Origin of the sequence: Pseudoalteromonas sp. SG43-1 (assembly GCF_014164415.1) — a bacterium.
In the GTDB taxonomy this organism is placed as follows: Bacteria; Pseudomonadota; Gammaproteobacteria; order Enterobacterales; family Alteromonadaceae; genus Pseudoalteromonas; species Pseudoalteromonas distincta.
The window spans coordinates 1-24,060 of sequence record NZ_JACJFD010000007.1 but is presented as its reverse complement, the minus strand read 5'-3'; the positions used below and the strand labels follow the sequence as shown (position 1 = coordinate 24,060).

Below are 24,060 nucleotides of genomic sequence, written 5' to 3'. Positions count from 1 at the left end.
GCAGCAAAAAAAATAACTTTAATCTTTTTTGTATTTTTATTTATTTTTGTAATTCGAAAAGTTCAGAAACAGTATTCGGTTTAACATGATGAACATCTATATGATACTTAAGATTACTTACGCCATTGTCGTCAGTTAATTTGTACACATCTAAAAAAGGCATGGAATTAGTTTTACAAAGTTTTTTAAGTTTAGAGTTAAAGTAGGCAATTAAAAGCTTAAATTCATTTTTTTTGTTAACATCAAGACTCAATATAGCTTGGGGGTGCGGGGAAGGAACACCATATATAATAAAAGTATGCCTATTTTTATTTTCTTCTTTTAGCATATTAAAATATTTTTCTAGCATGAAATCAACCACTAACAAAGGATCTTTACCATGCTTTAAACTGTAATTAAATATGCCTTCGTTAACCCTGCAATCAATTTCACCAAAACCTAGAATAATAGTACTACTTTTAGGCAGACCGCTAAAAACAACTTTTAGGCTGGATTTGTACTGGTTGTAATCACCTATCAGGTGAAATATTTTTGTACCAGTAATAAAAAGAGACTTTACTGTATTTTTCTTATTTTGATATTTTACTGTCATTCCATTAGGTGCAAAACCATTACTTTCAGATATAAAGTAAATGCTGGGTTGTATTTCTGCTGTATAGCTAAACTGATTCGATTGACGATATATAAATAGTTGCTTGAGGTAGTGGTGGAAAATACGATGATTTTTTAAGTTTAAATTTTTAGACTCAATAGTATGTATTTTTTCACTTAACAATATAGCCTGCATTCCTTCAATATCATTATCGAAAAGCCAAAATAAAATAGCTTTACCTATTAATAACTCACATAATTGAAAGTCATCAAGCCGGTGGCTCATTAAGCCAATATCAGCGAACTCAAGAGCATCTTCATATTGATGTAGAAACATAAAGTTACTGAATATCTGAAAGTAAACTTCTGATTGCTTTGAATCAATTTCTAAAATTTTTAATTGCAGGTTAAGTGCGTCATGGAAACGTCCTTGCTCTGTAAGGAAAATACTAAAGTCTAGTAAATACTTAGCTTCAATTGGATTACTTTGAATAGCTTTTTGGAAGTTTTTCTCGGCATCAATGTGTTTACTCAACCTTTTTTGAGTATTTGCTAGGTTAATTAAAGCTTCACAGTAATTTTTTTTAATCTGCAGTGCTTTATGGTAGCTATTTTCTGCTGATTTGAATTCTTTTTTATCAACAAAAACATTACCTAGGTTATTAAAAAGCGAAGCTCTGTAGGGAGTTTTTTTTATTAACCGATTAAAAATATTTATAGACTCATCTAACTCGCCGAGCTGATGCTGCATGAGAGCTTTTAAATGAAGCGCGTCAAAAAGATTCGAATTTTTTTTTAATATCTGCTCTAATAATACAGATAGTAGGTCAAATTCCCTTTGTTTGTATAGCTCACTAGCTCTGCTAATTTTTTCCTTAATTCCCATAATTTATCCCCATAAAAAAAGGCTATGATATTAGCCTTTTTTAAATATTTAAAAAACAAGATTAAACTTAACCGCCAAGAAGGCTAATAGCCGCCTGAGGTATTTGATTAGCTTGAGAAAGAATTGAAGTCCCTGCTTGTTGCAATATTTGGTTTTTAGTCATATGCGCTGTCTCTGTCGCAAAGTCTGTATCTTGAATACGACTTCGTGATGCAGAAACATTTTCAGATATATTTGCTAGGTTACTAATTGTATGGCCAAAACGATTTTGCACAGCACCCAAATCAGCTCTTTGACTATCAATCTGAGCAATTGCACCATCAATTATAGATAGCGCATTTTGTGAACCTGATTGGGTTTGAATATCTATAGATCCAACAGTATCTAATTCAGATACATTAGCGGCGGTATCTGCACCTAATGTTACATCCCCAGCAGTAACAGAAAAAGCCTGAGTAGAGGATAGTCTAATGGTACCGGCAACTGAAGTAGAGTCATTACCACCACCAGTTAAAGTTATTGCTGTTGCACCAATTGTTCCATCATATTCGACACCTTTAGCTACAATAGTTCCTGTTCCTGTGGAATCTAAAAAGTCTTCAATCTTTATATTCTCACCAGATTCATCCGTTAGAATTAAATTCCCTGTCTCAGCAACGGCTGCAGAAACACCTGTTTCACCGGCTCGAGCGTTTACTGCATTAGCTATAGCAGTCATATCTGTTGTTGATGTTGGGTTTGCTGAAATAACATTACCATTTATTTTAAACGATAAGGCTCCTGCATTGCTCAACCCTGAAAGTTCAACTTGAGTTCTCGCATCTGCGGTAATACCAGTAGATTCTTGATTAGCATTTATAGAATCGGCAATAGTATTTGCACTTGCACCGGCTGCATTTGTAACAGGTGTGTTTGCACCATCCTTACCAACTAAAGTTAGACCACCGGCTGTAACACCATTAGCCGTTACTGAGCTTGCATCAGCTGCCGCAACTCCAGCTTCACCTAAGCCAGCAGCAGTCCCAGCTAAATCAAATGACTGAATACCAATATCACTTGCCGCAACACTATTTAATGACAAAGAAATAGTTTCATTTGCATTAGCCCCTACTTGAAACTGCTTAGTGCCAAAGTCACCATTAAGCAGCTGTTGCCCACCAAAAGAGGTAGTATCTGATATTCGAGTTAATTCGGTCTGTAATGCCGAAACCTCTTTTTGTAATGCCTCTCGATCAGAAGCGGAGTTTGAACCATTCGCTGATTGAAGAGCTAACTCTCGCATACGTTGGAGAATATTAGTAGATTCATTCATAGCACCTTCAGCAGTTTGTGCCATTGAAATACCATCGTTAGCATTACGCTGCGCAACCGCTAGACCGTTAATCTGAGTAGTCAACCGGTTTGAAATTTGTAGGCCGGCGGCATCATCTTTTGCGCTATTAATACGCATACCTGATGACAAACGCTCCATCGAAGTTGCTAAGCCTTCGCCAGATTTAGTTAAGTTACGTTGTGCGTTTAGTGACGACACATTAGTATTTACTGTTAATGCCATTTTACCATCTCCTAGGTTTAAACAGAGTGTGGTTCAACACGATTTAACAGGAACCACTGTTCGATAATTTCTTACAATAAGAAAAGCATTTACTGTGCCAACTTTAATTTATTTTTAAGATGCTGTTTTTATTGATAAATATGACGCTTATTAAATTGTAAATAAATAGTGAAGTGTTTTAGAAGGGAGTGACATTTTTTTGCCGCGGTTTTGTAGCCAATTTTTGCCGCAAAGTATTGCCGCTTTAAAGTAGGTAAAGCGGCAAGGTATTTCTGCTTATAAGTAATCGAATAATGAAAGGTTAGTTAAACGGCCAAAAGTAGCTTGCGATGCTTGCAGTGCCGTTTCTTGTTTGGTTAGTTCGCTAATAGCTTCTGCCATATCAACTTCAACTAAGTTAGAGCGATTACTTTTATTTTGAATATCGAGTGCTAAGTTTGAATCACTTACTCTTTCAAGTGCATTCATACGCCCACCTAAACTTGCTTGGGTAAACACGACTTGCTCACTGGCGTTTTGTAATTGCACTAAGCCATCAGCAAGTACTTGCTGAAAGTCATCACCTTCAAGTGTGCCATCGTTAAGGCCGGTAATAAGTGCTTGTAGTGTATTGAGTACGTTTTCTTTGCCTGGTTTTTCAAGGCTAAAATCGAGTTGGCCTGGTGCAGTGCCTTCAAATTCAATTTTCATACCTGCAAAATCGATAGGCTCATCAGTAACTTCACCTGTTACTGCGGGGGTTAATGCTGCGCCGTCTCGGTATATTTCGTAGGTTTGTGGATCTGTTGCTGTAGCACCTGGGCTTACTAATACACTATATGTATTTGCAGTTGCTAGAGCTGTTGGGTCTGCGTTGTAATTTGCTTGATGAAACTTATCAAACTCAGCTTGGCCGTCAACATATACACTTGCCGCTGTAATAGAGCCTGAAACACTTGCCGTGTTAGATTCTACATTTAATCGCGCGTTAGTTTTTTCAAACGTATCAAAGCCGTTATCACTCGCTTTAATTGATACCCCTTCAGCTATAGTTATTTGGTGCTGGCCTTGGTCGCCATTATAGGTGTACATACCCGCTGCAGAATCAAACTGATAAGGCTGCGTGCTGTCTTGGTATCCTGAAAATATAAATTTACCGTCTTCTGATCGGGTGTTCATTAAGTTAGCTAACGTTTGTTGAATGCCACTAAGTTCTGATGCAAACGTCTTTAAATCGTCCTTAGTATAAACACCATTACCAGCCTGAATAGTGAGCTCTTGCGCTTGTTGAATATTACTATTTATACTTTGTAATACGCTTTCTTCTGTTTCTAGGCGGCCATTTAGCTGATCGATATTTTTAGTGTATTGCTCATTCGTTTGTATTTTATTTGAATACAGCATAGCTTGCGAAATAGCAGCTGGCGCTTCTGAAGTGGTTAAATACTTTTCACCTGTTGTTACTCGCTCTTGAGCATTTGCAACACCTTGTTGGTTGTCGAGTATTTTATTTATGTTGTTTTGGTACATTAAATTATTTGATAAACGCATAATTACCTCGCCGCATTTAATAAGGTGTCAAAAATTTCTTGAGCTGCTGCTAAAACTTGTGCTGATGCTGAATATGATTGTTGAAAACGCAGTAAATTTGCGGCCTCTTCATCTAGGTTTACACCCGATAACGACTCGTACCATGCCTCAGATTGCTGTGCTAGAGCATCAAATGCAGCCCCACTTGTGATTGCTTGGCCAGTTATAACACCTATATCACTCACTAATCCTGAATAAGCTTGGTTGAACGTTTTATGGTTGTCGGCCGTTGCTGTTGTTTCTACATTTAAACGGACTAACTCACCATTTTGTAAATCAGCTAATTTTAAACCATTACGGTTATCGTCAAAGCCGCCTTCGTTAAACTCAAGTGTAAAGGTATCGCCTGTTGCTGGAGTACCTTCTATATCAAAATCGAATCCGTAGGAATCAAATGGAGCACCCGCTTGCGATAACATTCCTTTTGCAGGAGGCGTAATAGTAAAAGTGCTCGTTCCGCTATTATCTGTAATTTGATATTCGTTAGCATTACCTGTTTTAACAAGCGTTATTTCACCGTTTGTTAAGCTTGGTGTTGAAGTAAATCCACCGGAGGTAACACTTGTTACTTCTCCCGCTGAAATAGTAGCGGTACCTATATTATTTAAATCGTTAGCAGTACGGATTGGCGATGCTAGTGCTAAATCTTCTGCGCGCCCTGTTGCAAGTGTAATACTTGAAGCAGCATCTGAATTAAGCTTTATTTGAAATTGATCCCCCTCAACACCAGCCCCAGATACATTTACTTGAAGACCAAATGATTCGCCTGAGGTTATAGTCGATGAATCAATAACACCTGACGATATATCAGCAAGTGAAGGCTGCCCCAGCGGATCGCCTTTGTTATCTATAGGCTGAATACTTACTTCGTTGGCATTGCCTGTATAGGTAATAATAAAGTCACTGGCAGGAAGTTCACTGCCCTTACCTGGCTCTACCGTTGCAGTCATACCAGCAGTGCCCGTGTTAGCTTGATACGCATATGCGCCAACGGTAGGTATATTAAAAATATTACCCCCTAGCTGACCTGTTGCATCCATACCCAATTTGTTTTGTTCGTTAAATGCATCAGCAATAGCTAAGCCCATTTGACCAATTTGGTTTTGCGCAGGGACTAATATGTCATCTCTAAAAGCAAGTAAACCGCCAATTTTGCCTTTAAGCTTGCTTACATCAACTTCAAGCGGCACAGCTTTGCCACCATTAACGTCAAGCGTGAATTCTTTAAAGTTAGGATCAGGATCCCCTGTCATCGAAAATAAGTTAAATGCGCCATTTTGCATAACAACCGCTTCGCCTGTGCCCATAAAAACGAGTTTTTCGCCATTTGGACCATCAAGCGTTTCTATGTCTATTAGCTCTGACAAGTCGCGTATTGCTTTATCGCGTTCGTTATAGGTAGAGCTGGCATCTGCGGCGTTATTAGTGCCATTAACTGCTGCAATATTTTGATTTAGCGTACTAATACTTTGAATGAGTGAGTTTGCTTCATCTGAAAATATTTCGAGCTGCTCGTTTACTATACTTTTTTGATCAAGCACGATGCCCGAAAGCCTATCCATTTGATCAATTAAACTTTGCGCATCTGTCATTACTAATGAGCGAGCAACAGTAGACGAAGGCTGATTTAACGCCTCTTGCACGTTATTAAATAAAGAGTTAATACCAGTCGAAAGGTTGTTCGACTCTTCAGAGAAAATAGTATCAACCCGATTAGCCTCAGTAATAAACTGATCGAAAAACGATTTATTAGAGGTGTCACGATTTAGCTGTGACTGAGCAAACTCGTTTAATAATCGGTATGTTTCGCCTCGCCCCACTTGGTTATCAACCATAGTGGTAAACTCTGTACGCTCACGCACATAGCCTTCGGTATTTACATTGGCGATATTTTTACTTGTCGTTTGCAGTAGCTCCGAGCTTGCTCTAACCCCAGAACTGGCAATGTTCAATAAATTAAACGACATGTTACTCTACTCCTTGGCGGATCACGTTTGCCGCAATGTCTTTTAGCTGACTGCTATTGAGCACTTTTTTTATTTTGCTGGCATAATTTGGATCGGTTGCATAACCTGCTTTTTGTAATGAATCTAAAAAGTCGTTTGGTTTAGCTGTATTTTGTAATGCTTCTTTGTAGCGTGGGTTTTGCGTTAAAAAATCAACGAAGTCGTTCACGCTGTCTTTAATTGAATCGTAGGCTCTAAAGCTGGCTTGTTTTTTAACGGGTGTACCTTGCTCAAACTCAAGCGTTATTTTGCTTGCTTTATCACCTTCCCAGCTTTTATCTGACTTAATATTAAACAAGTTATTTGAGCTGCCACCGTCACTTTTATTAATAATGTGTTTACCCCAACCGGTTTCAAGTGCCGCTTGTGCAACCATTACCGCAGGATTTAAACCAATTTTTTGCGCTGCCGTTTTAGCGTGTTCCCACACTGAACTTACAAACTCTTCTGCATTTTTAAATGTTGGGCTATAGGTTTTAGTCTCTGCAGTATCGACTTTAGGCTCAGCAATATCGGCTTTAGTACTCTTAACGATAAGATCGGGTTGCTTATTTTTTTGCTCATGAGGAAGAGCGGAACCGACTTGCGTATCGCTAAAAATATCGTTGGTTGTTCTAAGCACCGAGCCTGGCATAAAGTTTTTAGACTCAGGCGATAACTGCTGAACTATTAGATCGGCAAGGCCTAACGAGCCATTTGATGAAAGCTCTGTTGAAAGTTGCTGATCGTGCATTTCTTCAAAAAACTTTACGCCACTTGAATTAAATGGGCTGTCTTTGTCTTCAAATGCTTCGTTAGCTTTACGCATTCCTTTGAGCAACATTTGCGTAAAAATAGCTTCAAATTGTGCGGCCGCTTTTTTGAGCGCAGCTTTAGAGGCATCAGTTGATGCATCGCCACTCGTTAAGGCTTCTTTACGAAGTGAATCTAAGTTGCCTAAATCAAAAAAGTTTTGTTTATCGAGGTGATTAGTTTCCATCGGCTTTTTGACACAAAATGAATAATACAGTTAAAAATGCAAAAATTGAGCCACTACAGATAAAACAAGGAAGATAAAAATAATAAACTTAAGTTGCTGTAAATAAAAAGCCCTAATTTCAAAAATATAGGGCTTAAGTAATACGTTATTTATTGGCTTGAGTTATTTATATAACAACGAGCTGTCCGTTAATTGCGCCGGCTTCTTTTAGTGCTTCTAAAATAGCCATTAAGTCGCCAGGCGCTGCGCCTACTTCGTTAATTGCGCGAACTAAATCGTCAAGGCTTACACCTGGATTAAATACAAAGGCGCGCGAGTCATCTTGATTTACATCAATAATGCTCTGCTGCGTGACAACAGTATCACCGTTTGCTAGCGGGTTTGGTTGTGACACATTTTGTTGTTCTGCAATTGTTACTGTTAAGCCACCGTGAGTTATAGCGGCAGGCTGAAGCTTAACGTTTTTACCAATTACAATTGTACCTGTGCGCGAGTTAACTATAATTTTAGCGGCCATATCAGCTGGCTTAAATTCTAAGTTTTCGAGTGTTGATAAGTACGATACACGCTGGGATGCATCGCGTGGAGCTATAACACGAATAGAAACAGAATCAATTGCCTGTGCGCTATTTGGGCCAACTAAGTCATTAATTGTTTTTTCTAGGCGTTTTGCCGTTGTAAAGTCTGGGCGGTTTAAATTAAAAGTAATGTAATCGCCTTGCATAAATGGGCTTTCCACGGCGCGCTCAACTGTAGCGCCATTTGGTATACGACCAACTGTAGGGGTGTTAATTACAACTCTACTACCATCAAGGCCTTGTGCGCCTAAGCCACCGACAATTAAACTACCTTGTGCAATTGCGTACACGTTACCGTCTACACCCTTTAAAAAAGTTTGTAGTAAAGTACCGCCACGTAAGCTGCCTGCACTACCAATAGAAGAAACCGTAATATCGATTGCTTGCCCAGGCTTTCTAAATGCAGGTAGTTCTGCATGCACCGCCACAGCGGCAACATTTTTAATTTTAGGGCTTTGAGTTGAGGGTAGCGTAATACCAAAGCTGTTCAACATGCCTCTAAAACTTTGTTGTGTGTATGAGTTTTGCTCGCCAGTGCCCGGTAAACCAACCACTAAGCCATAACCGACTAATTGGTTAGAGCGTACGCCTTCAACCATAGACACATCTTTTATGCGCTCAGCACTGGCAGTAAACTGCCAACCTAATAACACAACTAAACATAAAGCTTTAAGGCTATTCATGTTGTTACCCTCTAAAATGGAAACAGCGAACTGCTAAAGAAACGTGTAAGCCAACCAGGACTTTGCGCCTCTTGCGTTTGCCCTTTACCTGAGTATTGAATACGTGCATTAGCAATACGATTTGATTCAACCGTATTATCGGCGCTTACGTCTTGCGGGCGTACTAGCCCTTCTAAACGAATAAACTCTTCACCGGTATTAAGCGTTAGCCATTTTTCGCCGCGTATAACTAAATTACCGTTAGGTAAAACGCGCATTACATTAACCGAAATATCGCCCACTAAGCTGTTTGACTGGTTTGATTTTGAATCACCCGTAAACGACGAATCGCTGCCAATACCAAACTGGATACTATCGCCACCTATATTTACAGGTAGACCACCTAAGCCAATCACTGGGTCTAAGCTTGCGTCAGTTTCTTTGTCTGTTTCTGTTTTAGCGGCCTTTGTTGCTTGAGTAGACTCTTGCAATTTAACCGTAATTATATCGCCAGTACGTAGCGCTTTTTTATCGGAATATAAGTCGTTTGATGTATGAGTATTAAACAATGAACCTGTGGCTACCAGCGGCTCTAAAATGGGCTCGGGGTACATAGGTGCGTAGTAAGGGTCGTCCTGCACTACCTCACTATTTTGCGTAGACATACAGCCACTTAAAAATAATGTGCCCGCTGCAAATAAAATAATATTACGCATAATTCCCCCTATTCTATTAAAGCTGTTGATTGATATAACTCATCATTTCGTCAACGGCCGAAATTACTTTTGAGTTCATTTCGTAAATACGCTGAGTTTCTATTAGATTTACCAGCTCTTCAGTCACATTTACGTTAGATGTTTCGAGTGAGCCTTGAATAATACTACCTAACCCTTCAACACCAGGATTACCTTGTACAGGCGCACCACTTACAGCCGTTTCGGTATAAAGGTTTTGACCAATTGGCTCAAGACCCGATGGATTAATAAAGTCACTAATAGTCAGCTGACCAATTACAACGTTATCGGCTTGGCCTGCAACACGTACAGATACTTCGCCGTCTTGCGAAACCGTAATTGATTGCGCGTCATCTGGTACATTCATTTCTGGCTGAATAACGTAACCTGCGCCCGATGTTACAATTCGTCCATCGCCATCGGTAGTAAACTGACCATTGCGCGAGTAAGCAATATTGCCATCTGGTTGCAGTACTTCAAAAAAACCTTCGCCAGAAATCATCCAATCTAGTGAGTTTTCGGTGGTCAACATGTTGCCTTGCGTAAACTCTTTTTGGTTAGCTACAACTTTAGCACCCGCACCTAACATTAAGCCCGACGGCATTTCGGTATCTTGCGATGAACGACCACCTGGTTGATTAATATTTTGATAAAGTAAATCTTCAAATATAGCGCGGCTTTTTTTGTAACCTACGGTACTCGCATTCGCTAAATTATTTGAGATAACCGATATATCGGTTTGTTGAGCGTCTAGCCCAGTTTTACTGATCCACAATGCTGGATTCATAATCGTGTCCTCACTTTAAAGTTAAACTATGCGTAATAACTGATCTTGACGCTCGTCAATTTCTTCAGCTGTTTTCATTAATTTCACTTGTAATTCAAATTGGCGCTGGTGGCTTATCATGTCGACCATTTCGTGAACAGGGTTCACATTTGACATTTCAAGCGAACCACTTAAAACTTTTACATTGGCAGAGGTATCTACTGTTACATTTGCTTTTGGTCTAAATAAACCATCGTTACCTTTTTCGAGCTGGGAGCTATTTGCTTCTACCACTCTAAGCGTGTCTATTTCTTCTAAAAAGTTAGCGGGAGCGCCTTGCGGTCGAACTTGAATAGCGCCATCTTGGCTAAACCCTATTTTTTCGACTGGGACGGGTAAAATAACAGGTCCCCCTTCGCCAATAACTTGACGACCGTGGCTGGTTACGAGCATGCCTTGAGCAGTAATGTTTAACGTACCCACTTTTGTGTAAGCTTCATTACCGGAGGCATCTTGCACAGCAAGCCATGCATTATCGCTCATCGCGATATCTAAGTCTCGCCCGGTTTGAACAATGCCACCCGATACCATGTTTGAACCCGGACGCTCTTGCATTGAAAATACACGTGTAGGCAAACCTTCGCCAAACGCTTGCATAGAACGCGCCTGGGCAAAGTCAGCTTTAAATCCTGTTGTATTTGCATTCGCCAAATTATTGGCTTTAAGCGCAAGCCCTTGTAGGCTTTGCTTAGCGCCAGAGGCCGCAATGTAGACCATTTTGTCCATAGTATCGACTCACATAAAAAATCTCTGAACTTATAAATGCAAAATAGGTGCCAGATTAAATTTGACGCAACATTGAGAGGTATTTAGAAGGGCTTACAAAGAGGACTTATAAAAAAGGCTGCAAAAATGCAGCCTAATATATTTAATGGGGTTTAGCTTATCGAATCTGCAAAATACTTTGCTGAATAGTTGAGTTAACTTCAAGCGCACGTGAGTTTGCTTGGTAATTACGCTGTGCAGTAATTAAGTCTACAAGCTCGTTTGTAAGATTAGTATTTGATTGCTCAAGCGCTGATGAGTTAATTCCACCAAACGTACCCGAACCGGCTTCACCCGCTACAGGTTCACCTGAATCAATACTTTGCTTCCAGCTTGTATCACCCACTTGTGATAACCCTTGTGAATTTGGAAAACGTACCATAGCCACTTGGCCTAGGAATGTTGAGTCACCATTACTGTAAGAAGCGACAATTTTACCGTCTGTTCCTATATCAATTCCGGCTAAACGACCTACTGTTGAGCCATCTTGATCGAGTGCTTTTACTTCAAAACCACTTGAATACTGAGTTGGGATACGTCCAGCTGTGTTGTTTTCATCGCGCCAGTTAAGCTCAATACCAGTACCTGGGAAAGTTGCACCATTGTCTAGTAATGTTGATAAGCCAGTACCAGAACCCGCTGGTAGTAGTATTTCATCAAAAGTAGTTGTATTTGTATTTGCTACACCGCCTGTTGTTGATGGTAAACCACTTGAGTTAAAACCTAGGGTGGTCAGTGGTGTATAAGGTGTCGTTGTTTGTTCTCCACCAGTTGTGGCATCAACTACTTTGCCATCGAGTGTTGCGTATACTTCCCAACTGTTATCTGTACCACCTGCTGCGGCATCATCTTCTTTAGCAAAAAAGTACTGTAAAATATGTGGTTCACCTAGTGAATCATATACCGTTGTTGACGTAGATGAGTTATAAGTACCACTAGATGTTGGGTCAAAAGCAATACCCGGAGCATCTGCTGTTGCATCTAAGTTAAACGACAAAAATACATTTTCTGTTGCGCGAGGTGAACCAGACGAATCAGGGATTTGAATTGGATCAGTTGTGCTCAAACTTACCGACGTTGTATCACCTGTAGATGAGTCAACAGGGAATGCTTGTAAAAAGTTACCTTTTGCGTCAACCATAAAGTTATCTTGGTTAAGCTTAAATGCACCCGCACGTGTATATGTTAAATCTTGCGAAGATAAATCGTCTGTCATCGCAAAATAACCTTCACCAGTGATTGCTAAATCAAGTGAGTTATTTGTAAATTGCAGTGAGCCTTGGTGAAACTGCTGCGCAACCATGGTTGTTTGCACACCGTCACCATTTTTAGTCTTACCAGAGCTAAACACTGATGAAGCGTAAACATCGGCAAACTCAGCGCGTGACTCTTTAAAACCTGTGGTATTAACGTTTGCAATATTATTTGCAGTTACGTCTAAATCTTTTTGTGCGGCAGCTAAGCCAGTTAATGCAATATTGAAGCTCATAATTCACCTCTAACCTGTTAATATTTAGCCTGCTGACAGGCGAAGTATAATTAAAATTTATTACGCGATTTCTGCGACGTCTGTCAACCTAACCGCACCTTCTTTAGTGTTAATAATAATGCCACTTGAGCCATTAATATTAACGCTTTCAATGTTCTTAAATGTAGCAATGGGTAAGCTTGAAAATTCACCGTCAGTACTTCCTTCGGCGGTTACTGAGTATTCACCTTCAGGTAAACGCTCACCAGCTTCATTTTTGCCATCCCACGCAAAACGTACCGCACCTGCTGGCTGAGAACCCATATCAATAGTTCTTACTAGCTGACCTGATGCATCAGTAACTTTAATTTTTAAGTTATCAACGGCTTCTTCTGCCACTGCAGAGCCTCTGGCATCACCTGTTTCATTTAAATCCAGGGTGTTTGACTCTAGTAAAGCTTGTTTGCCTACAAGTGTAGATGCTTGCAGTGCTGAATTAGATGTCATTGAAGAGGCTAAAGATTCAAAGTTAGTATTTAAATCTGTAATCCCTTGCGCCATCGTAAAGCTGGTCATTTGAGCAATCATTTGGTCATTATCCGCAGGGTTACTGGGATCCTGATACGATAATTGCTGAGTTAACAAAGAGAAAAAGTCTTCTTGTGTTAACGCATCACTCTCATTATCACTGGTAGCAACTTGTTGCTCTTGCCAGCGTATAGAGTCTAAATAGGATGAAGATGTACTAATATCGTTACTCATAACCTACCCTCGGTTACCGCTGCCCTAGCAACAGTGTTTTACTTAGCATTTGCTTAGCTGCATCAGCAACTTGCACGTTTGTTTGGTAAGAACGAGAGGCAGAAATCATATTTGCCATCTCCTCTACAACATTAACGTTGGGTTTATAGATATAGCCATTTTCATCCGCACTTGGATGGTTTGGGTTATATTCAATTTGTAATGGTGCATCGCTTTCAACAATGCCCAAAACTTTAACACCAACTGCGGAGCCCTGCTGGTTACTTACTGATGCTGAAGCCTTTGTTAGCTCAGCCGCAAATACAGGTTGGCGCGCTCGGTACGTTTTGTCTTGAGATGAACTAATGGTATTAGCATTAGAAATATTACTAGCTGTAGTATTTAAGCGAACGTTTTGTGCGCTCATACCCGAACCTGCAATATCGAAAACATTATATAAACTCATAATTTTTATCCTTGACTACCGAGAGCTTTATTCAGGCCTTTAAATTTGCCACTTAAAAATTGCAAGCTGGCCTGATACTCCATAGCATTCTGTGTATACAAGTTTCGTTCCACTTGTATATCAACCGAGTTACCATCACCAGTATCTGATTGATTTGGCAAACGAAATGATTCTGAACTGCCCATACTATGAGTACCTCCACCAATGTGTTTATCATTAGTTCTTACCATAGTATTGCCGCTTTGCTGGGTTGACCTTGCCGCTTTTAAAGCAGAGGCAAAATCAATATCTTTTGCTTTATAGCCAGGCGTATCAGCGTTAGCTATATTAGTTGCAATTAATTCTGCTCGCTGTGAACGGATCAACATGGCTTGCGGATGCACACCTAATGCTTTATCAAAACTGATAGCCATAACCTTCTCCAAAAAATTGACTTACCCATTAATAAAGCAAAAAATAAGCCATTAATATTAGGGCTTGCTATATTTTTATAAGGCTATGTATCTAAATAGAAAAACGACGCTAGGTGCGTCGTTTTAGGGAAGGAAGTTAGCTTAATTACTTCTTTTGGTAAATAATACCGGGGTTGCACCTAACCATATCAAACTCAGTACTTAGGCCAGTTAGGGACTCTGACGCGCCTAAAAATAGGTAACCGTTTGGATTTAACGCTTGTGCAAACTGGTTAATAATTTTAGCTTTTATTTCAGGCGCAAAATAAATTAGTACATTTCGGCAAAAAATAATATCAAACTTGCCCATTAACGCGTAAGAATCAAGCAGATTTAAATGCCTAAAACTAACTTGTTTTTTTATTGTATCGTTTACTTGTGCCATACCGTTGCCGCTGTCTTTAAAAAACTTTTTACGACGCTCTGCAGATAACCCTCTGGCAAGTGCCAGCGCGTCATACTCTGCATTTTTACACATATCAAGCATGGTATTAGATATGTCGGTACCGATAATTTGTGCCCCCATACGAAGCACACCTGGTTGCTTAGCATTAAATTCAGCAACCGACATAGCTATTGAATAAGGTTCTTGGCCTGACGAACTGGCAGCAGACCAAATTTTTAAAGGCCTTCTTAAATCTTTAAATTCAGGGAAAAGCTTGTTTTGGAGCAACTCAAATGGGTATTGATCTCTAAACCACAAAGTTTCGTTGGTGGTCATTGCATCAACCACAGCGGCTCTTAATTGCCGCTCGTGAGGCCCAAGAGTTTTACTAACCAATTCCGATAAAGATCCCACATTAAATCGAGTCATTAACGGAGCAAGTCGGCTTTTAACTAAATACTGTTTATTTTCACCTAAAACAATGCCGCATTGCTGCTCTAAAAACGAACGAAACTGGTCGTATTCACTTTGCTGCAAATCTTTATTATTCAAGTTAGTAGCACCTATTTTTGTTAATCACAATGAACCCACTTTTTAACCGCTGTTGCTAATTCATCTGGGTTAAATTTAGCAATAAAGTCATCTGCCCCTACTTTTTCAATCATCGCTTGGTTAAAAACACCACTCAAAGAGGTATGCAAAATAACATGCAAAGGTGCAAGTTTGGGATCTGCTTTTATTTCAGCTGTTAAGGTATAGCCGTCCATTTCTGGCATTTCAACGTCTGAGATCAGTAATGCTACTCGCTCTGTAATATCATTATTACAATCAAGCTCTGCTATTTCTTTAAGCCTAATTAAAGCTTCCTTACCATTTTTAGCAAGCTCTGTTTGAACACCTAGCGGCTCTAAGGCTCGTTTAACTTGATTACGCGCAACAGCAGAGTCATCTGCAATAAATACGATACGTTCGCCTAAATCTCTTTGAATATCGCCACTTTGTGCAACTTCAGCACTTACTTCTGTGTTTACTGGACAAATTTCGTTGAGAATTTTTTCTACATCGAGAATCTCGACTAATTCATTTTCGATTTCGGTCACTGCCGTTAAATATGAATAACGTCCGGCGCCTGATGGCGGTGGCATTATTTTTTCCCAATTCATATTTACAATGCGTTCAACTCCGCCCACTAAAAACCCTTGCACAGAGCGATTGTATTCAGCAATGATTATAAAGCTGTCTTTAATGTTGTCGATTGGGCGCCCACCTACAGCCATTGATAAATCAATAACCGAAATGGTTTGACCACGAATATGTGCAACACCACGAATATACGGATTAGATTTTGGCATGCTTGTTAGTGGAGGGCATTGCAGCACTTCTCTCACTTTAAATACATTAATACCAAAACGCTGACGCCCTCTGAGCTTAAATAAAAGTAATTCTAGGCGGTTCTGCCCAACCAACTGTGTGCGTTGGTTTACTGAGTCTAAAATGCCTGCCATTCAAATCTCCTAAAGAAAACAAATAATACGGAACGATAATTGCTTTCTATTTATAAAGCTACATAACATCGCGGGTGCGTCTACTTTTTGACGCAAAATATTTATACCCTGTTTGAAACCATAAGCATAGTCGAAACATTATGAGTTTGTTAAAAAAAATCAGAAGATACAGTGTTTTTTATTTTGTTACTAGCTTGTGCTTTGCATTCCCTTTGCACGCTAAAGTGTTTAGTAAAGATTTATTACAAGACATGGCCGTTGCTTACATAGCTAAGCAGGTTGGTACATTACAAAATACTAATATTCAATTAAGTGCACTGCCTTTAGATAGTCGCATCCCTGATCGTGTCTGTAATACTGAGCTTGAATTATCAACATCCGATGAACCACCATTTAACCGCCAAGTAACCTTACAAGCCAAGTGCAATGATGCGCAAACGTGGACTCAATACGTTCATGTAAGAGTTGTTGAAATGGCTCCAGTTGTTGTTGCCACTGCTAATTTAACTCGTGGTGAAGTAATAACTAAATCGCATTTAAGTATTGAAATGAAACCAACTCACTTTGTACGAATTCAGTACTTAGATGACCCTACAATGCTAATAGGCAGCAGAAGTAAACGAAATATTAGAAGTGGTATGCCAGTATTACTAAACCAAATTTGTATGGTGTGCAAAGGTGACTCTGTTAATATTTACGCTAATCTCAGAGGCCTTAGAATTAAAACCACAGGTATTGCTTTAGAAGACGGTACTTTGGGCGAACAAATACAAATAAAAAACAAAAAATCAGGTAAAGTTTTAAATGCGCGAGTAGATGGTGTAGAGTCTGTTCAAGTGAATATTTAATTTAGATTTATACTAAAGTATCCTACGTATATGCCGATAACATGGCATAAGTTGGGTAATATACGGGTTTATTATTATGGTTAATCAAGTTAATGGCAGTAATCAACAAGCTAATGCGTTAACAAATGCAAAGCAGCAACAAGTTGATTTAAAAAAAGATAACGCAAATACACAAGCTGCTCAGGCCCCTTCGCCTAAAGCTGCAAGTGATTCTGTAAGTTTAACGCCGCAAGCGCAGCAATTAAAAACGCTTCAAGATAAAGCACAGCAATCGCCTGGCTTTGACAGCGATAAAGTTGCTGAGCTAAAAAAAGCAATAACTGAAGGTAAATACCAAGTGGACAGTGAAAAGCTTGCTAAAAACTTAGCTGATTTTGAGTTTAACGTGTATGGCTGATCATAATAGTTTAATTAGCGTAAAGCTAAACCAACAAGTAAGTTGTTTAGACTCTTTACATACGCTATTAAACGATGAGCTTACTGCTATTGCCTCACGACGTGGTGCTGGTTTAAAAGAAATTGCCCAACAAAAAATGTCTTTTTTAACTAAGCTAAGCACTCTAGATAAAGAGCTAAGTAAGCTAATTGCCAGTAACGATTCACAAAATCCTGAAATATCTGAGCTAATAAGCCAAGTTAAAACTCAACTTGCACAATGCCAAAAACAAAATAATGTTAATGCTCATGCTGCCCGTCAAGCGCAGCTTAGTGTTAAACAATTAAAAGAGATATTAATTGGCGCACCAACGTCAATGACCTACGACCAAGCCGGTAAATCTGTAAATACCGAGAGTAAACTGGTTCGTAATCTAAAAGCGTAAGCCCAAAATTTTACATTAAAAAAGCCTTATTGATTTATCAATAAGGCTTTTTTAATGTCCTTGTCTCGTCCTGAAATGTGTTTACACATTTAGGATTTATTATGACCAAGTCAAATAATATCAATTTGCTTAATAATGTAAGCCCCCTTAAAAAATAATTAAGAGGGCTTTATTGATATTAAATATCCGTTTGATTATTACTACTTTCAATTAAGTGTTTAATCATCTCTTCCGATTGATTTTGTACATCAACCGCAGGTGCTGCTGCATCAATGCTTCCTCCACTTTGAGCTGGAGTATAAGCAATTGCAGAGCCTTCGTCCTCAACCAGTGTATTTAGCGCTATAAGCTGCTCTGCATCTTCGCTAATAATAACGTCATCAATATTAAGCGGTTCTGCCGAACTCATTTGCACCGTTTGCTCAGGTGTTGATAGAACACTCAAGTTACCTAAATCAATCGTTTCAGTGCTTAATACGTTGCTGCCTGAAACTTCATTAGGAATTGTATCGCCTAGAGCCGACTCTTCGCTAAATGATGTAGGGATTGTGTCGCCAGAAGCAGCGCTTGCTCCATTAACGTAAATATTTCCCGTACCTTCTATTGCGTTGTCAGTATTTTTGATTAAGTAGTTTCCAACTTCATCTACAGTTACAAAGTAGAATTGCTCTCCTCCACCTATGTTTAGATTGAGTAAATTTAGAAAGCCTCCCCAATTTCCATTGCTATCAGAAGTAAAACTTCCTGCATTATCTAGTACATCTAAATCTAGACCGAGTAAATTAACACCCAATAATGAAGAGCCAATAATATACACTTCAGTATCTGGTTCTGTTGTTCCTTCAACTGATGGGAGTAAAAGACCTAATGCTGATCTAAAATCAGTAACCTCAAAACCTATTGGCGTGGTATCAATAATCAATCCAGATATGCTACCGCTTGAAGTTGTATTGCCTGATGTATCAGTTGCTACGGCTGTTACTGTGTACTCCCCATCTGCTAAATCAGTATCCGGTGAAGCACTCCATTCACCTGATGCATTAACAGTTTTTATTAATACAATACTTTCAGTTGGACCATTAAAGGTAACAGTTACAGACTCACCTGGAGCAGCTGTACCTGTTATAACTGGGCTTTGTTCTGCTGTTAGTTCTAGTCCCGAGTCAATTGTAATACCTGAGTCAATTGCGCTACTTGATGATTGCGTACCAGTATTACCTGCACCATCAGCAATGCCAACATCTACAGTGTAGTTGCCCTCAGGAAGTACTTCTGCTGATGTCACACTCCACGTCCCATCAGCTCCAACTGTTGTTTGAACATTGTGAGTGGCACCAGCTGAATCAGTAAACATAACTATAACCGCTGCACCTGCAAAACTTCCGGTTACTGACCCCGTAACAGTAGGCGTTGTATCTTGCCCTACTGTAATTGGGTCTATCACTATAATTGGTGCAGTGAAGTCTGTACTTGACACCATTGTATCGCTTGATGAGTTACCCGCAGCATCACTCACTGTCGCAGTAGCGCTAAAACTACCTTCACTAAGCGCGGTGGTAGCTGTGACTGACCATGTGCCATTGCCTGCAACTTGAGCGGTAATAGTTTGTGAATCGTTATTAGCATCAGTAATAACAACACTCACATTTGTACCTGCTGGTGCATCACTTATACCTGTTATAGTCGGTAGCGGGTTATTGGTTACAGATAATTGATCAACTTCAACTGTTGGTGGTGTTAAATCAATTATTCCACCAAGACTTGTAGAGCTTGAAAGCCCTAAGTCTTCAACTGTAGCACTTACAGTAAAGGCGCCTTCAGCTAATGGTGTTGTAGGTATTAGAGTCCACATACCTGCTATAGCCGTTGTATTATAAGTGGTAGCGGTACCGTCACTGTCAGTAATAACGACTTCTACATTGCCGTTTATTACATCGGTAGTACCACTAATAGTAGGGGTTGTATCGCTTGTATCAATTATTGGGTTTATCAACAAACTTGGCAGGGTTGTACTGACAGTACCTATTTGATTTACAGTGGTTGTATTACCAGCGCTATCGGTACTTATGGCCTCAACTGTAATTTCTCCTTCAGGTAATAAAGGAGCAATGACAGACCAAGTACCATCGCCTAAAACAGTAGCAGTAACTGTTTGTACTGCGGCTGTTGAGTCAGTGATATTTACTGTAATTGAACTTCCTACTTCCTCATCGCTGGAGCCTGTAATTGTTGGTGTTAGAGTATTAAGTACTCCAAACGCATCTATCTCTAACGCTGGTGGAATGGTGTCTATAGTTACTTGTTCAATGGCTGACTGCCCAATATTACCTGCGGCATCAGTAATACTCGCATACACATCATAAACACCATCTGATAAGCTGGTGGTTACTAATGACCACGTGCCATCGCTACCAACTACAGCATCAAATACTGTTTCATCACCATTGCTACCAATAACTGTTACGTCAATGTCTGTACCGGGTGTTTCTTCCGATGTACCTGAAATTGTTAATATATCAGTGTTGCTAATGCTCAGTGGTAAAATTCCAACCACTGGCACTAGCGTATCAACGACGAATTCAAGCGTATCAGTAACTACGTTTTCTGCTTCATCTGTAATGCTTACATTAGCCACATGTTGCCCTTCAGTTAGTACATCTACCTCGAGTGAAAATAATCCAGCTGCATTAACCGTAGTGGTTAAAACTGAACCACCATCAAGTTGTATTTCAACAACACCATTAATTAAATCACTGGTACCTTGGATAATTGGCGTTGAATCCGATGTTGTACCAATAACCTGTAAGCCAAGTGTTGGCGATATTGTATCTACAACTCCGTCAAGTAGTTGCGTGGTAGTAATGCCGACCTCACTTAATACGTCAACTGTTATGCTAAATGTACCTTCAGCCAATGATTGAGGTACCTGTACTACCCACGTATTGTCATCTTGTACTATTGCAGTAAGCTCTTGTACTACATTTTCGCTATCCACCACTCTAACTAGCACTTCAGTGCCTGGTGCTTGGTCGGTCGTACCACTAATTATTGGTAAATCGCCTTCTCCAGTTACAAAGTCAACCACCGCATTCAGTACTGGGGTTGAAGCGTCTACATCAGCCGTAGTTATAGTGGTTGTATTACCAGCATCATCAGTTGCAGAAGCTTCAACAACCGATAAGCCAATAACATTAACTGCTAGGCCTAATAGCTCCCAATCACCATTGGCATCTGTGGTTACATCGTATGTTAAATCGAGTAAATCACCTGCAAGCTCTAGAGTAACCGTAACGGTTTTACCTTCGCCCAAATCAGATGTACCAGATAAAGAAACCAACTGACCTAATAGGAAGGAAGGCACAATTGTTAGCTCTGGTCCCACAGTATCAACCTCACCACCGGTTTTATTGTCGACCGAAGTATTGCCCGCAGCATCGCTAATAGTTGCACTAACACTGTAAACACCGTCAGCTAAAATATTATTAGCAGCCGCTTGCCAGTCTCCATTGCCATCGGTTTGAACGGTCATTTGATGAGAAACTCCAGCAGAATCAGTAAAGGTAACAATAACGTTTGTATTTGCCTCGTTAGACGTGCCACTAATTAATGGAGTGCTATCTTGAGTTAGTATTAATGAACTTTGATTAATACTAATTTCAGGAGCAATTGTATCAATGGTTGCTGTATTTGTTGCGTCCCCGGTATTACCAGCGCTGTCAGTAACAAATGCTTCAACTGAATAATCTCCTTGTGAAAGAGAGCTACTTGCCTCTACAGACCATACACCTCCAGTTTGAACCGTTGTATTTACAGTGTGCTCATTACCTTGTGCATCAGTGAATACCACTGCAACAGCATCACCCACATTAGCACCTGTCACACTTCCTGAAATACCTGGAGTTAGATCGGTACTTCCAGCAATATCGTTAATGGTCACAACTGGCGCTGTTATGTCAACTTCCCCTGTAATACTTGTGTTTACAGGATTACCGGCAGTATCTGTTGTTGAAGCTAAAACCGTGTAAGTGCCCTCGCTCAACTCTGTACTTGCAGCGACTGACCATGTGCCATTTGCACCAACAGTAGCATTAACCGTTTGCTCTGCACCTAAGCTATCTGTAATTAAAATAGCGACTATGGCGCCTTGTGGAGCTGTAGTTGTGCCTGAAATTGTTGGCGTTGTATCATTTGAAATTGTAAGCGGTGTAATATTAAGTGCTGGTGGAGTTAAATCGATAACACCGCTACCTGTTGTATTACTCGTTAAGCCTCCTTCAGTTACACTTGCCGAAACAGTAAATTCACCTTCAGGTAGAATATCTGTCGCATCAACACTCCAGATCCCACCTACCACAGTTGTAGTTACAGTATATGAAACGTTATTAACGTCAGTTATGACAACCGTGATTTCTGTGTTATCTGCCGCACTACTTGTGCCTGATATTGCTGGTGTTTGATCGTTTGTATCAACAATTGTATTAATATTAATTGTAGGCGCATTGGTATTTAACGTTGCGGTACTATTTGCAACTGATTCATTCCCTGCGGCATCAGTAACACTTGCAGAAACTGTAACTTCACCATCAGTCAGTGCATCTGTAATATCTACAGTCCAAGCACCACCTGCACCAACAACAGTTGTGTAAGTCTCGGTACTATCTGCATCGGTCACAGTTACTGTAATACTCGTGTTTTCAGGTTCATTGGATGTGCCTGAAATAGTTGGCGTGCTGTCATTAATTGTACCTAATGCGTTTATAGTAATACTTGGTGCTTGAGTATCAATAAAGCTCGAGCCTGTATCCACACCTTGATTGCCAGCATCATCGGTAATACTTACCTCTACATCATAATTACCATCAGGCAAGCTTGGCGCCGTAACTTGCCAATCGCCGTTATCATCAACTATTGCGGTTAAAGTATGTATATCACCGTTGCTATCTGTAATAACAATATCGACCACCGTATCCTGTGGTTCAGTTGAAGTACCATTTATAACTGGTGTCTCAGTGTTAAATACAGTTATATCATTAAGTACAATAACAGGTACTTGGGTATCAATTGTTAAATCAATTGTCGTGTTGCTGATATTATTAGCGTCATCGGTAACACTTACTTGAGCCGTATAATCACCATCAACAAGTGCTACGGGGACATCTACTTGCCAATTGCCATCAGTACCCACTGTTGCTGTTAGTGTTTGACCGCCGATAAGAATGGTTACATCAGCACCAATCTCATTACTCGTGCCTGAAATTGTAGGGGTTGTATCTATTGTCGCGTTAACTTCGTTCACAATTAATGTAGGAGCAACGCTATCTATTTCACCTTGAGCCTGCTGCGTTGTTAAATTACCAACACTGTCTCTAACCTCTGCAACAACAGTGTATTGACCTTGCGCTAGCTCTGCTGGTACAGCAACAGACCAGTCGCCATCGGCTTGAACTGTCGCAGTAAACGCTTGGCTTTCTCCTTCACTATCAGTCACGGTTATATTAATTACCGTGCCTTGCCCCATATCGGTGGTGCCGCTAATTACTGGCGTACTGTCATTAGATAAAGCATCAACACTAACGGTTAGTTCTGGTGCTACGTTATCAAAATCAAGTGTATTGATTGTTCTGACATTACCAGCGGCATCCGTTGCACTGGCAGTCACATAGGCAAGGTTTAGTAAAGGTACTGTTATGTTTGCAAGCCCCCAGGTACCATCAGGATTTGTCGTTGCTGTATAAGTTGCGCCAACTAACCCACCAACTAGGTACTCTGTAATAGTGATTACAGAGCCTCCTGGTAAATCAGAATCCCCCGAAAGAGAAACTAAATTACCTAATAAAAACGATGGAATAATTTCAAGTTCAGGAGCAGTTACGTCTACTTCGCCACTGTCTGTACCTGTACCTGTGTTGCCTGCGGCATCGGTGATGCTGGCGCTAACGCTATAATTCCCTTCGGCTAATGTGCCTGTTGGTGTCGCACTCCAGTTACCATTGGCATCGGTTTGTACATCAATGGTTTGCACTGCATTTGCTGCATCTGTAAACGTCACCGTGATGGTGCTGTTAGGTGCATCACTAGTGCCTGTCACAGTTGGCGTACTGTCATTTGTTAATAATGGCGCATCTACACTCACACTTGGTGCTGTGGTATCAATGGTGCCGTTGCCGGTAATATCGGTGCTGTTACCTGCCACATCGCTAATACTTGCTTCGATGCTATATGG

The 24,060-nt window shown here is 40.1% G+C and carries 19 protein-coding genes; 3 read left to right on the top strand and 16 right to left on the bottom strand.

Translation table 11 applies throughout. The annotated features are described in order from the left end of the window. Positions 1-40 precede the first annotated feature (40 nt). From H5159_RS07240 to H5159_RS07170, 15 genes are all read right to left on the bottom strand, one after another. Positions 41-1,477, bottom strand: a complete 1,437-nt coding sequence (locus tag H5159_RS07240; protein WP_182724509.1) for a tetratricopeptide repeat protein — start codon at positions 1,475-1,477, stop codon at positions 41-43. Positions 1,478-1,544: 67 nt separating this feature from the next. After that, positions 1,545-3,032 carry a flagellin gene (locus tag H5159_RS07235; RefSeq protein WP_182712647.1) on the bottom strand — a complete coding sequence of 496 codons (1,488 nt, stop codon included), beginning with the start codon at positions 3,030-3,032 and terminating at the stop codon, positions 1,545-1,547. Positions 3,033-3,308: 276 nt separating this feature from the next. Next, on the bottom strand, positions 3,309-4,562 hold the full coding sequence (gene flgL, locus H5159_RS07230) for a flagellar hook-associated protein FlgL (RefSeq protein WP_182712646.1): 1,254 nt from the start codon (positions 4,560-4,562) through the stop codon (positions 3,309-3,311). 2 nt (positions 4,563-4,564) lie between these two features. Further along, entirely contained in the window at positions 4,565-6,568 is a 2,004-nt protein-coding gene (gene flgK, locus H5159_RS07225) for a flagellar hook-associated protein FlgK (protein ID WP_182780088.1), read from the bottom strand. A gap of 1 nt (position 6,569) precedes the next feature. Beyond that, positions 6,570-7,586 carry a flagellar assembly peptidoglycan hydrolase FlgJ gene (flgJ, locus tag H5159_RS07220; protein WP_182724507.1) on the bottom strand — a complete coding sequence of 339 codons (1,017 nt, stop codon included), beginning with the start codon at positions 7,584-7,586 and terminating at the stop codon, positions 6,570-6,572. Positions 7,587-7,752: 166 nt separating this feature from the next. After that, positions 7,753-8,847, bottom strand: coding sequence for a flagellar basal body P-ring protein FlgI (locus H5159_RS07215; RefSeq protein ID WP_182693935.1), 1,095 nt, complete (start codon positions 8,845-8,847; stop codon positions 7,753-7,755). An 11-nt stretch (positions 8,848-8,858) separates the two neighbouring features. Beyond that, positions 8,859-9,542, bottom strand: a complete 684-nt coding sequence (gene flgH, locus H5159_RS07210) for a flagellar basal body L-ring protein FlgH (RefSeq protein ID WP_002959418.1) — start codon at positions 9,540-9,542, stop codon at positions 8,859-8,861. Positions 9,543-9,558: 16 nt separating this feature from the next. Further along, positions 9,559-10,347: a flagellar basal-body rod protein FlgG gene (flgG, locus tag H5159_RS07205; RefSeq protein ID WP_002959420.1), complete on the bottom strand. Its 789-nt coding sequence runs from the start codon at positions 10,345-10,347 to the stop codon at positions 9,559-9,561. Between the two features lie 21 nt (positions 10,348-10,368). Next, positions 10,369-11,112 (bottom strand): flagellar basal body rod protein FlgF, encoded by a 744-nt coding sequence (locus H5159_RS07200; RefSeq protein ID WP_024589964.1) that lies wholly within the window; start codon positions 11,110-11,112, stop codon positions 10,369-10,371. Positions 11,113-11,269: 157 nt separating this feature from the next. Beyond that, positions 11,270-12,640, bottom strand: coding sequence for a flagellar hook protein FlgE (flgE, locus tag H5159_RS07195; protein ID WP_182724506.1), 1,371 nt, complete (start codon positions 12,638-12,640; stop codon positions 11,270-11,272). Between the two features lie 60 nt (positions 12,641-12,700). Further along, positions 12,701-13,381, bottom strand: a complete 681-nt coding sequence (locus tag H5159_RS07190) for a flagellar hook assembly protein FlgD (protein WP_002959427.1) — start codon at positions 13,379-13,381, stop codon at positions 12,701-12,703. Positions 13,382-13,394: 13 nt separating this feature from the next. Beyond that, the gene (gene flgC / locus H5159_RS07185; protein WP_002959429.1) at positions 13,395-13,826 is read right to left on the bottom strand and encodes a flagellar basal body rod protein FlgC; all 432 of its coding nucleotides are present in this window, start codon (positions 13,824-13,826) and stop codon (positions 13,395-13,397) included. Positions 13,827-13,831: 5 nt separating this feature from the next. Continuing rightward, positions 13,832-14,239 carry a flagellar basal body rod protein FlgB gene (gene flgB / locus H5159_RS07180; RefSeq protein ID WP_002959431.1) on the bottom strand — a complete coding sequence of 136 codons (408 nt, stop codon included), beginning with the start codon at positions 14,237-14,239 and terminating at the stop codon, positions 13,832-13,834. Positions 14,240-14,384: 145 nt separating this feature from the next. After that, the gene (locus H5159_RS07175) at positions 14,385-15,215 is read right to left on the bottom strand and encodes a protein-glutamate O-methyltransferase CheR (protein ID WP_138488696.1); all 831 of its coding nucleotides are present in this window, start codon (positions 15,213-15,215) and stop codon (positions 14,385-14,387) included. A gap of 20 nt (positions 15,216-15,235) precedes the next feature. Next, complete coding sequence (locus tag H5159_RS07170) at positions 15,236-16,168, bottom strand: chemotaxis protein CheV (protein WP_182732723.1); 933 nt, start codon at positions 16,166-16,168, stop codon at positions 15,236-15,238. Between the two features lie 140 nt (positions 16,169-16,308). Between H5159_RS07170 and flgA the strand changes: the two genes are divergently transcribed. The 3 genes from flgA to flgN all read left to right on the top strand — a co-directional run bounded on the left by flgA (position 16,309) and on the right by flgN (position 17,837). Then, positions 16,309-17,016: a flagellar basal body P-ring formation chaperone FlgA gene (gene flgA / locus H5159_RS07165; RefSeq protein ID WP_182716019.1), complete on the top strand. Its 708-nt coding sequence runs from the start codon at positions 16,309-16,311 to the stop codon at positions 17,014-17,016. Between the two features lie 76 nt (positions 17,017-17,092). After that, positions 17,093-17,413 (top strand): flagellar biosynthesis anti-sigma factor FlgM, encoded by a 321-nt coding sequence (flgM, locus tag H5159_RS07160; RefSeq protein WP_002959436.1) that lies wholly within the window; start codon positions 17,093-17,095, stop codon positions 17,411-17,413. Beyond that, positions 17,406-17,837, top strand: a complete 432-nt coding sequence (flgN, locus tag H5159_RS07155; RefSeq protein ID WP_024595784.1) for a flagellar protein FlgN — start codon at positions 17,406-17,408, stop codon at positions 17,835-17,837. The genes flgM and flgN overlap by 8 nt, the downstream gene beginning before the upstream one ends. Positions 17,838-18,015: 178 nt before the next feature. On the opposite strand, the gene H5159_RS07150 is transcribed toward flgN, so the two are convergent. Further along, the gene (locus H5159_RS07150) at positions 18,016-24,030 is read right to left on the bottom strand and encodes an Ig-like domain-containing protein (protein ID WP_310742392.1); all 6,015 of its coding nucleotides are present in this window, start codon (positions 24,028-24,030) and stop codon (positions 18,016-18,018) included. Between the last annotated feature and the right edge of the window lie 30 nt (positions 24,031-24,060).

Excerpts from the sequence above, each read along its gene's own strand:
- H5159_RS07170 (WP_182732723.1), bottom strand. The coding sequence starts at position 16,168 with ATGGCAGGCATTTTAGACTCAGTAAACCAACGCACACAGTTGGTTGGG.
- flgK (WP_182780088.1), bottom strand. The coding sequence starts at position 6,568 with ATGTCGTTTAATTTATTGAACATTGCCAGTTCTGGGGTTAGAGCAAGC.
- H5159_RS07190 (WP_002959427.1), bottom strand. The coding sequence starts at position 13,381 with ATGAGTAACGATATTAGTACATCTTCATCCTATTTAGACTCTATACGC.
- flgM (WP_002959436.1), top strand. The coding sequence starts at position 17,093 with ATGGTTAATCAAGTTAATGGCAGTAATCAACAAGCTAATGCGTTAACA.
- H5159_RS07240 (WP_182724509.1), bottom strand. The coding sequence starts at position 1,477 with ATGGGAATTAAGGAAAAAATTAGCAGAGCTAGTGAGCTATACAAACAA.
- flgA (WP_182716019.1), top strand. The coding sequence starts at position 16,309 with ATGAGTTTGTTAAAAAAAATCAGAAGATACAGTGTTTTTTATTTTGTT.
- flgC (WP_002959429.1), bottom strand. The coding sequence starts at position 13,826 with ATGAGTTTATATAATGTTTTCGATATTGCAGGTTCGGGTATGAGCGCA.
- flgE (WP_182724506.1), bottom strand. The coding sequence starts at position 12,640 with ATGAGCTTCAATATTGCATTAACTGGCTTAGCTGCCGCACAAAAAGAT.
- flgN (WP_024595784.1), top strand. The coding sequence starts at position 17,406 with ATGGCTGATCATAATAGTTTAATTAGCGTAAAGCTAAACCAACAAGTA.
- flgJ (WP_182724507.1), bottom strand. The coding sequence starts at position 7,586 with ATGGAAACTAATCACCTCGATAAACAAAACTTTTTTGATTTAGGCAAC.
- H5159_RS07200 (WP_024589964.1), bottom strand. The coding sequence starts at position 11,112 with ATGGACAAAATGGTCTACATTGCGGCCTCTGGCGCTAAGCAAAGCCTA.
- flgG (WP_002959420.1), bottom strand. The coding sequence starts at position 10,347 with ATGAATCCAGCATTGTGGATCAGTAAAACTGGGCTAGACGCTCAACAA.
- H5159_RS07235 (WP_182712647.1), bottom strand. The coding sequence starts at position 3,032 with ATGGCATTAACAGTAAATACTAATGTGTCGTCACTAAACGCACAACGT.
- flgH (WP_002959418.1), bottom strand. The coding sequence starts at position 9,542 with ATGCGTAATATTATTTTATTTGCAGCGGGCACATTATTTTTAAGTGGC.
- flgL (WP_182712646.1), bottom strand. The coding sequence starts at position 4,562 with ATGCGTTTATCAAATAATTTAATGTACCAAAACAACATAAATAAAATA.
- H5159_RS07215 (WP_182693935.1), bottom strand. The coding sequence starts at position 8,847 with ATGAATAGCCTTAAAGCTTTATGTTTAGTTGTGTTATTAGGTTGGCAG.
- flgB (WP_002959431.1), bottom strand. The coding sequence starts at position 14,239 with ATGGCTATCAGTTTTGATAAAGCATTAGGTGTGCATCCGCAAGCCATG.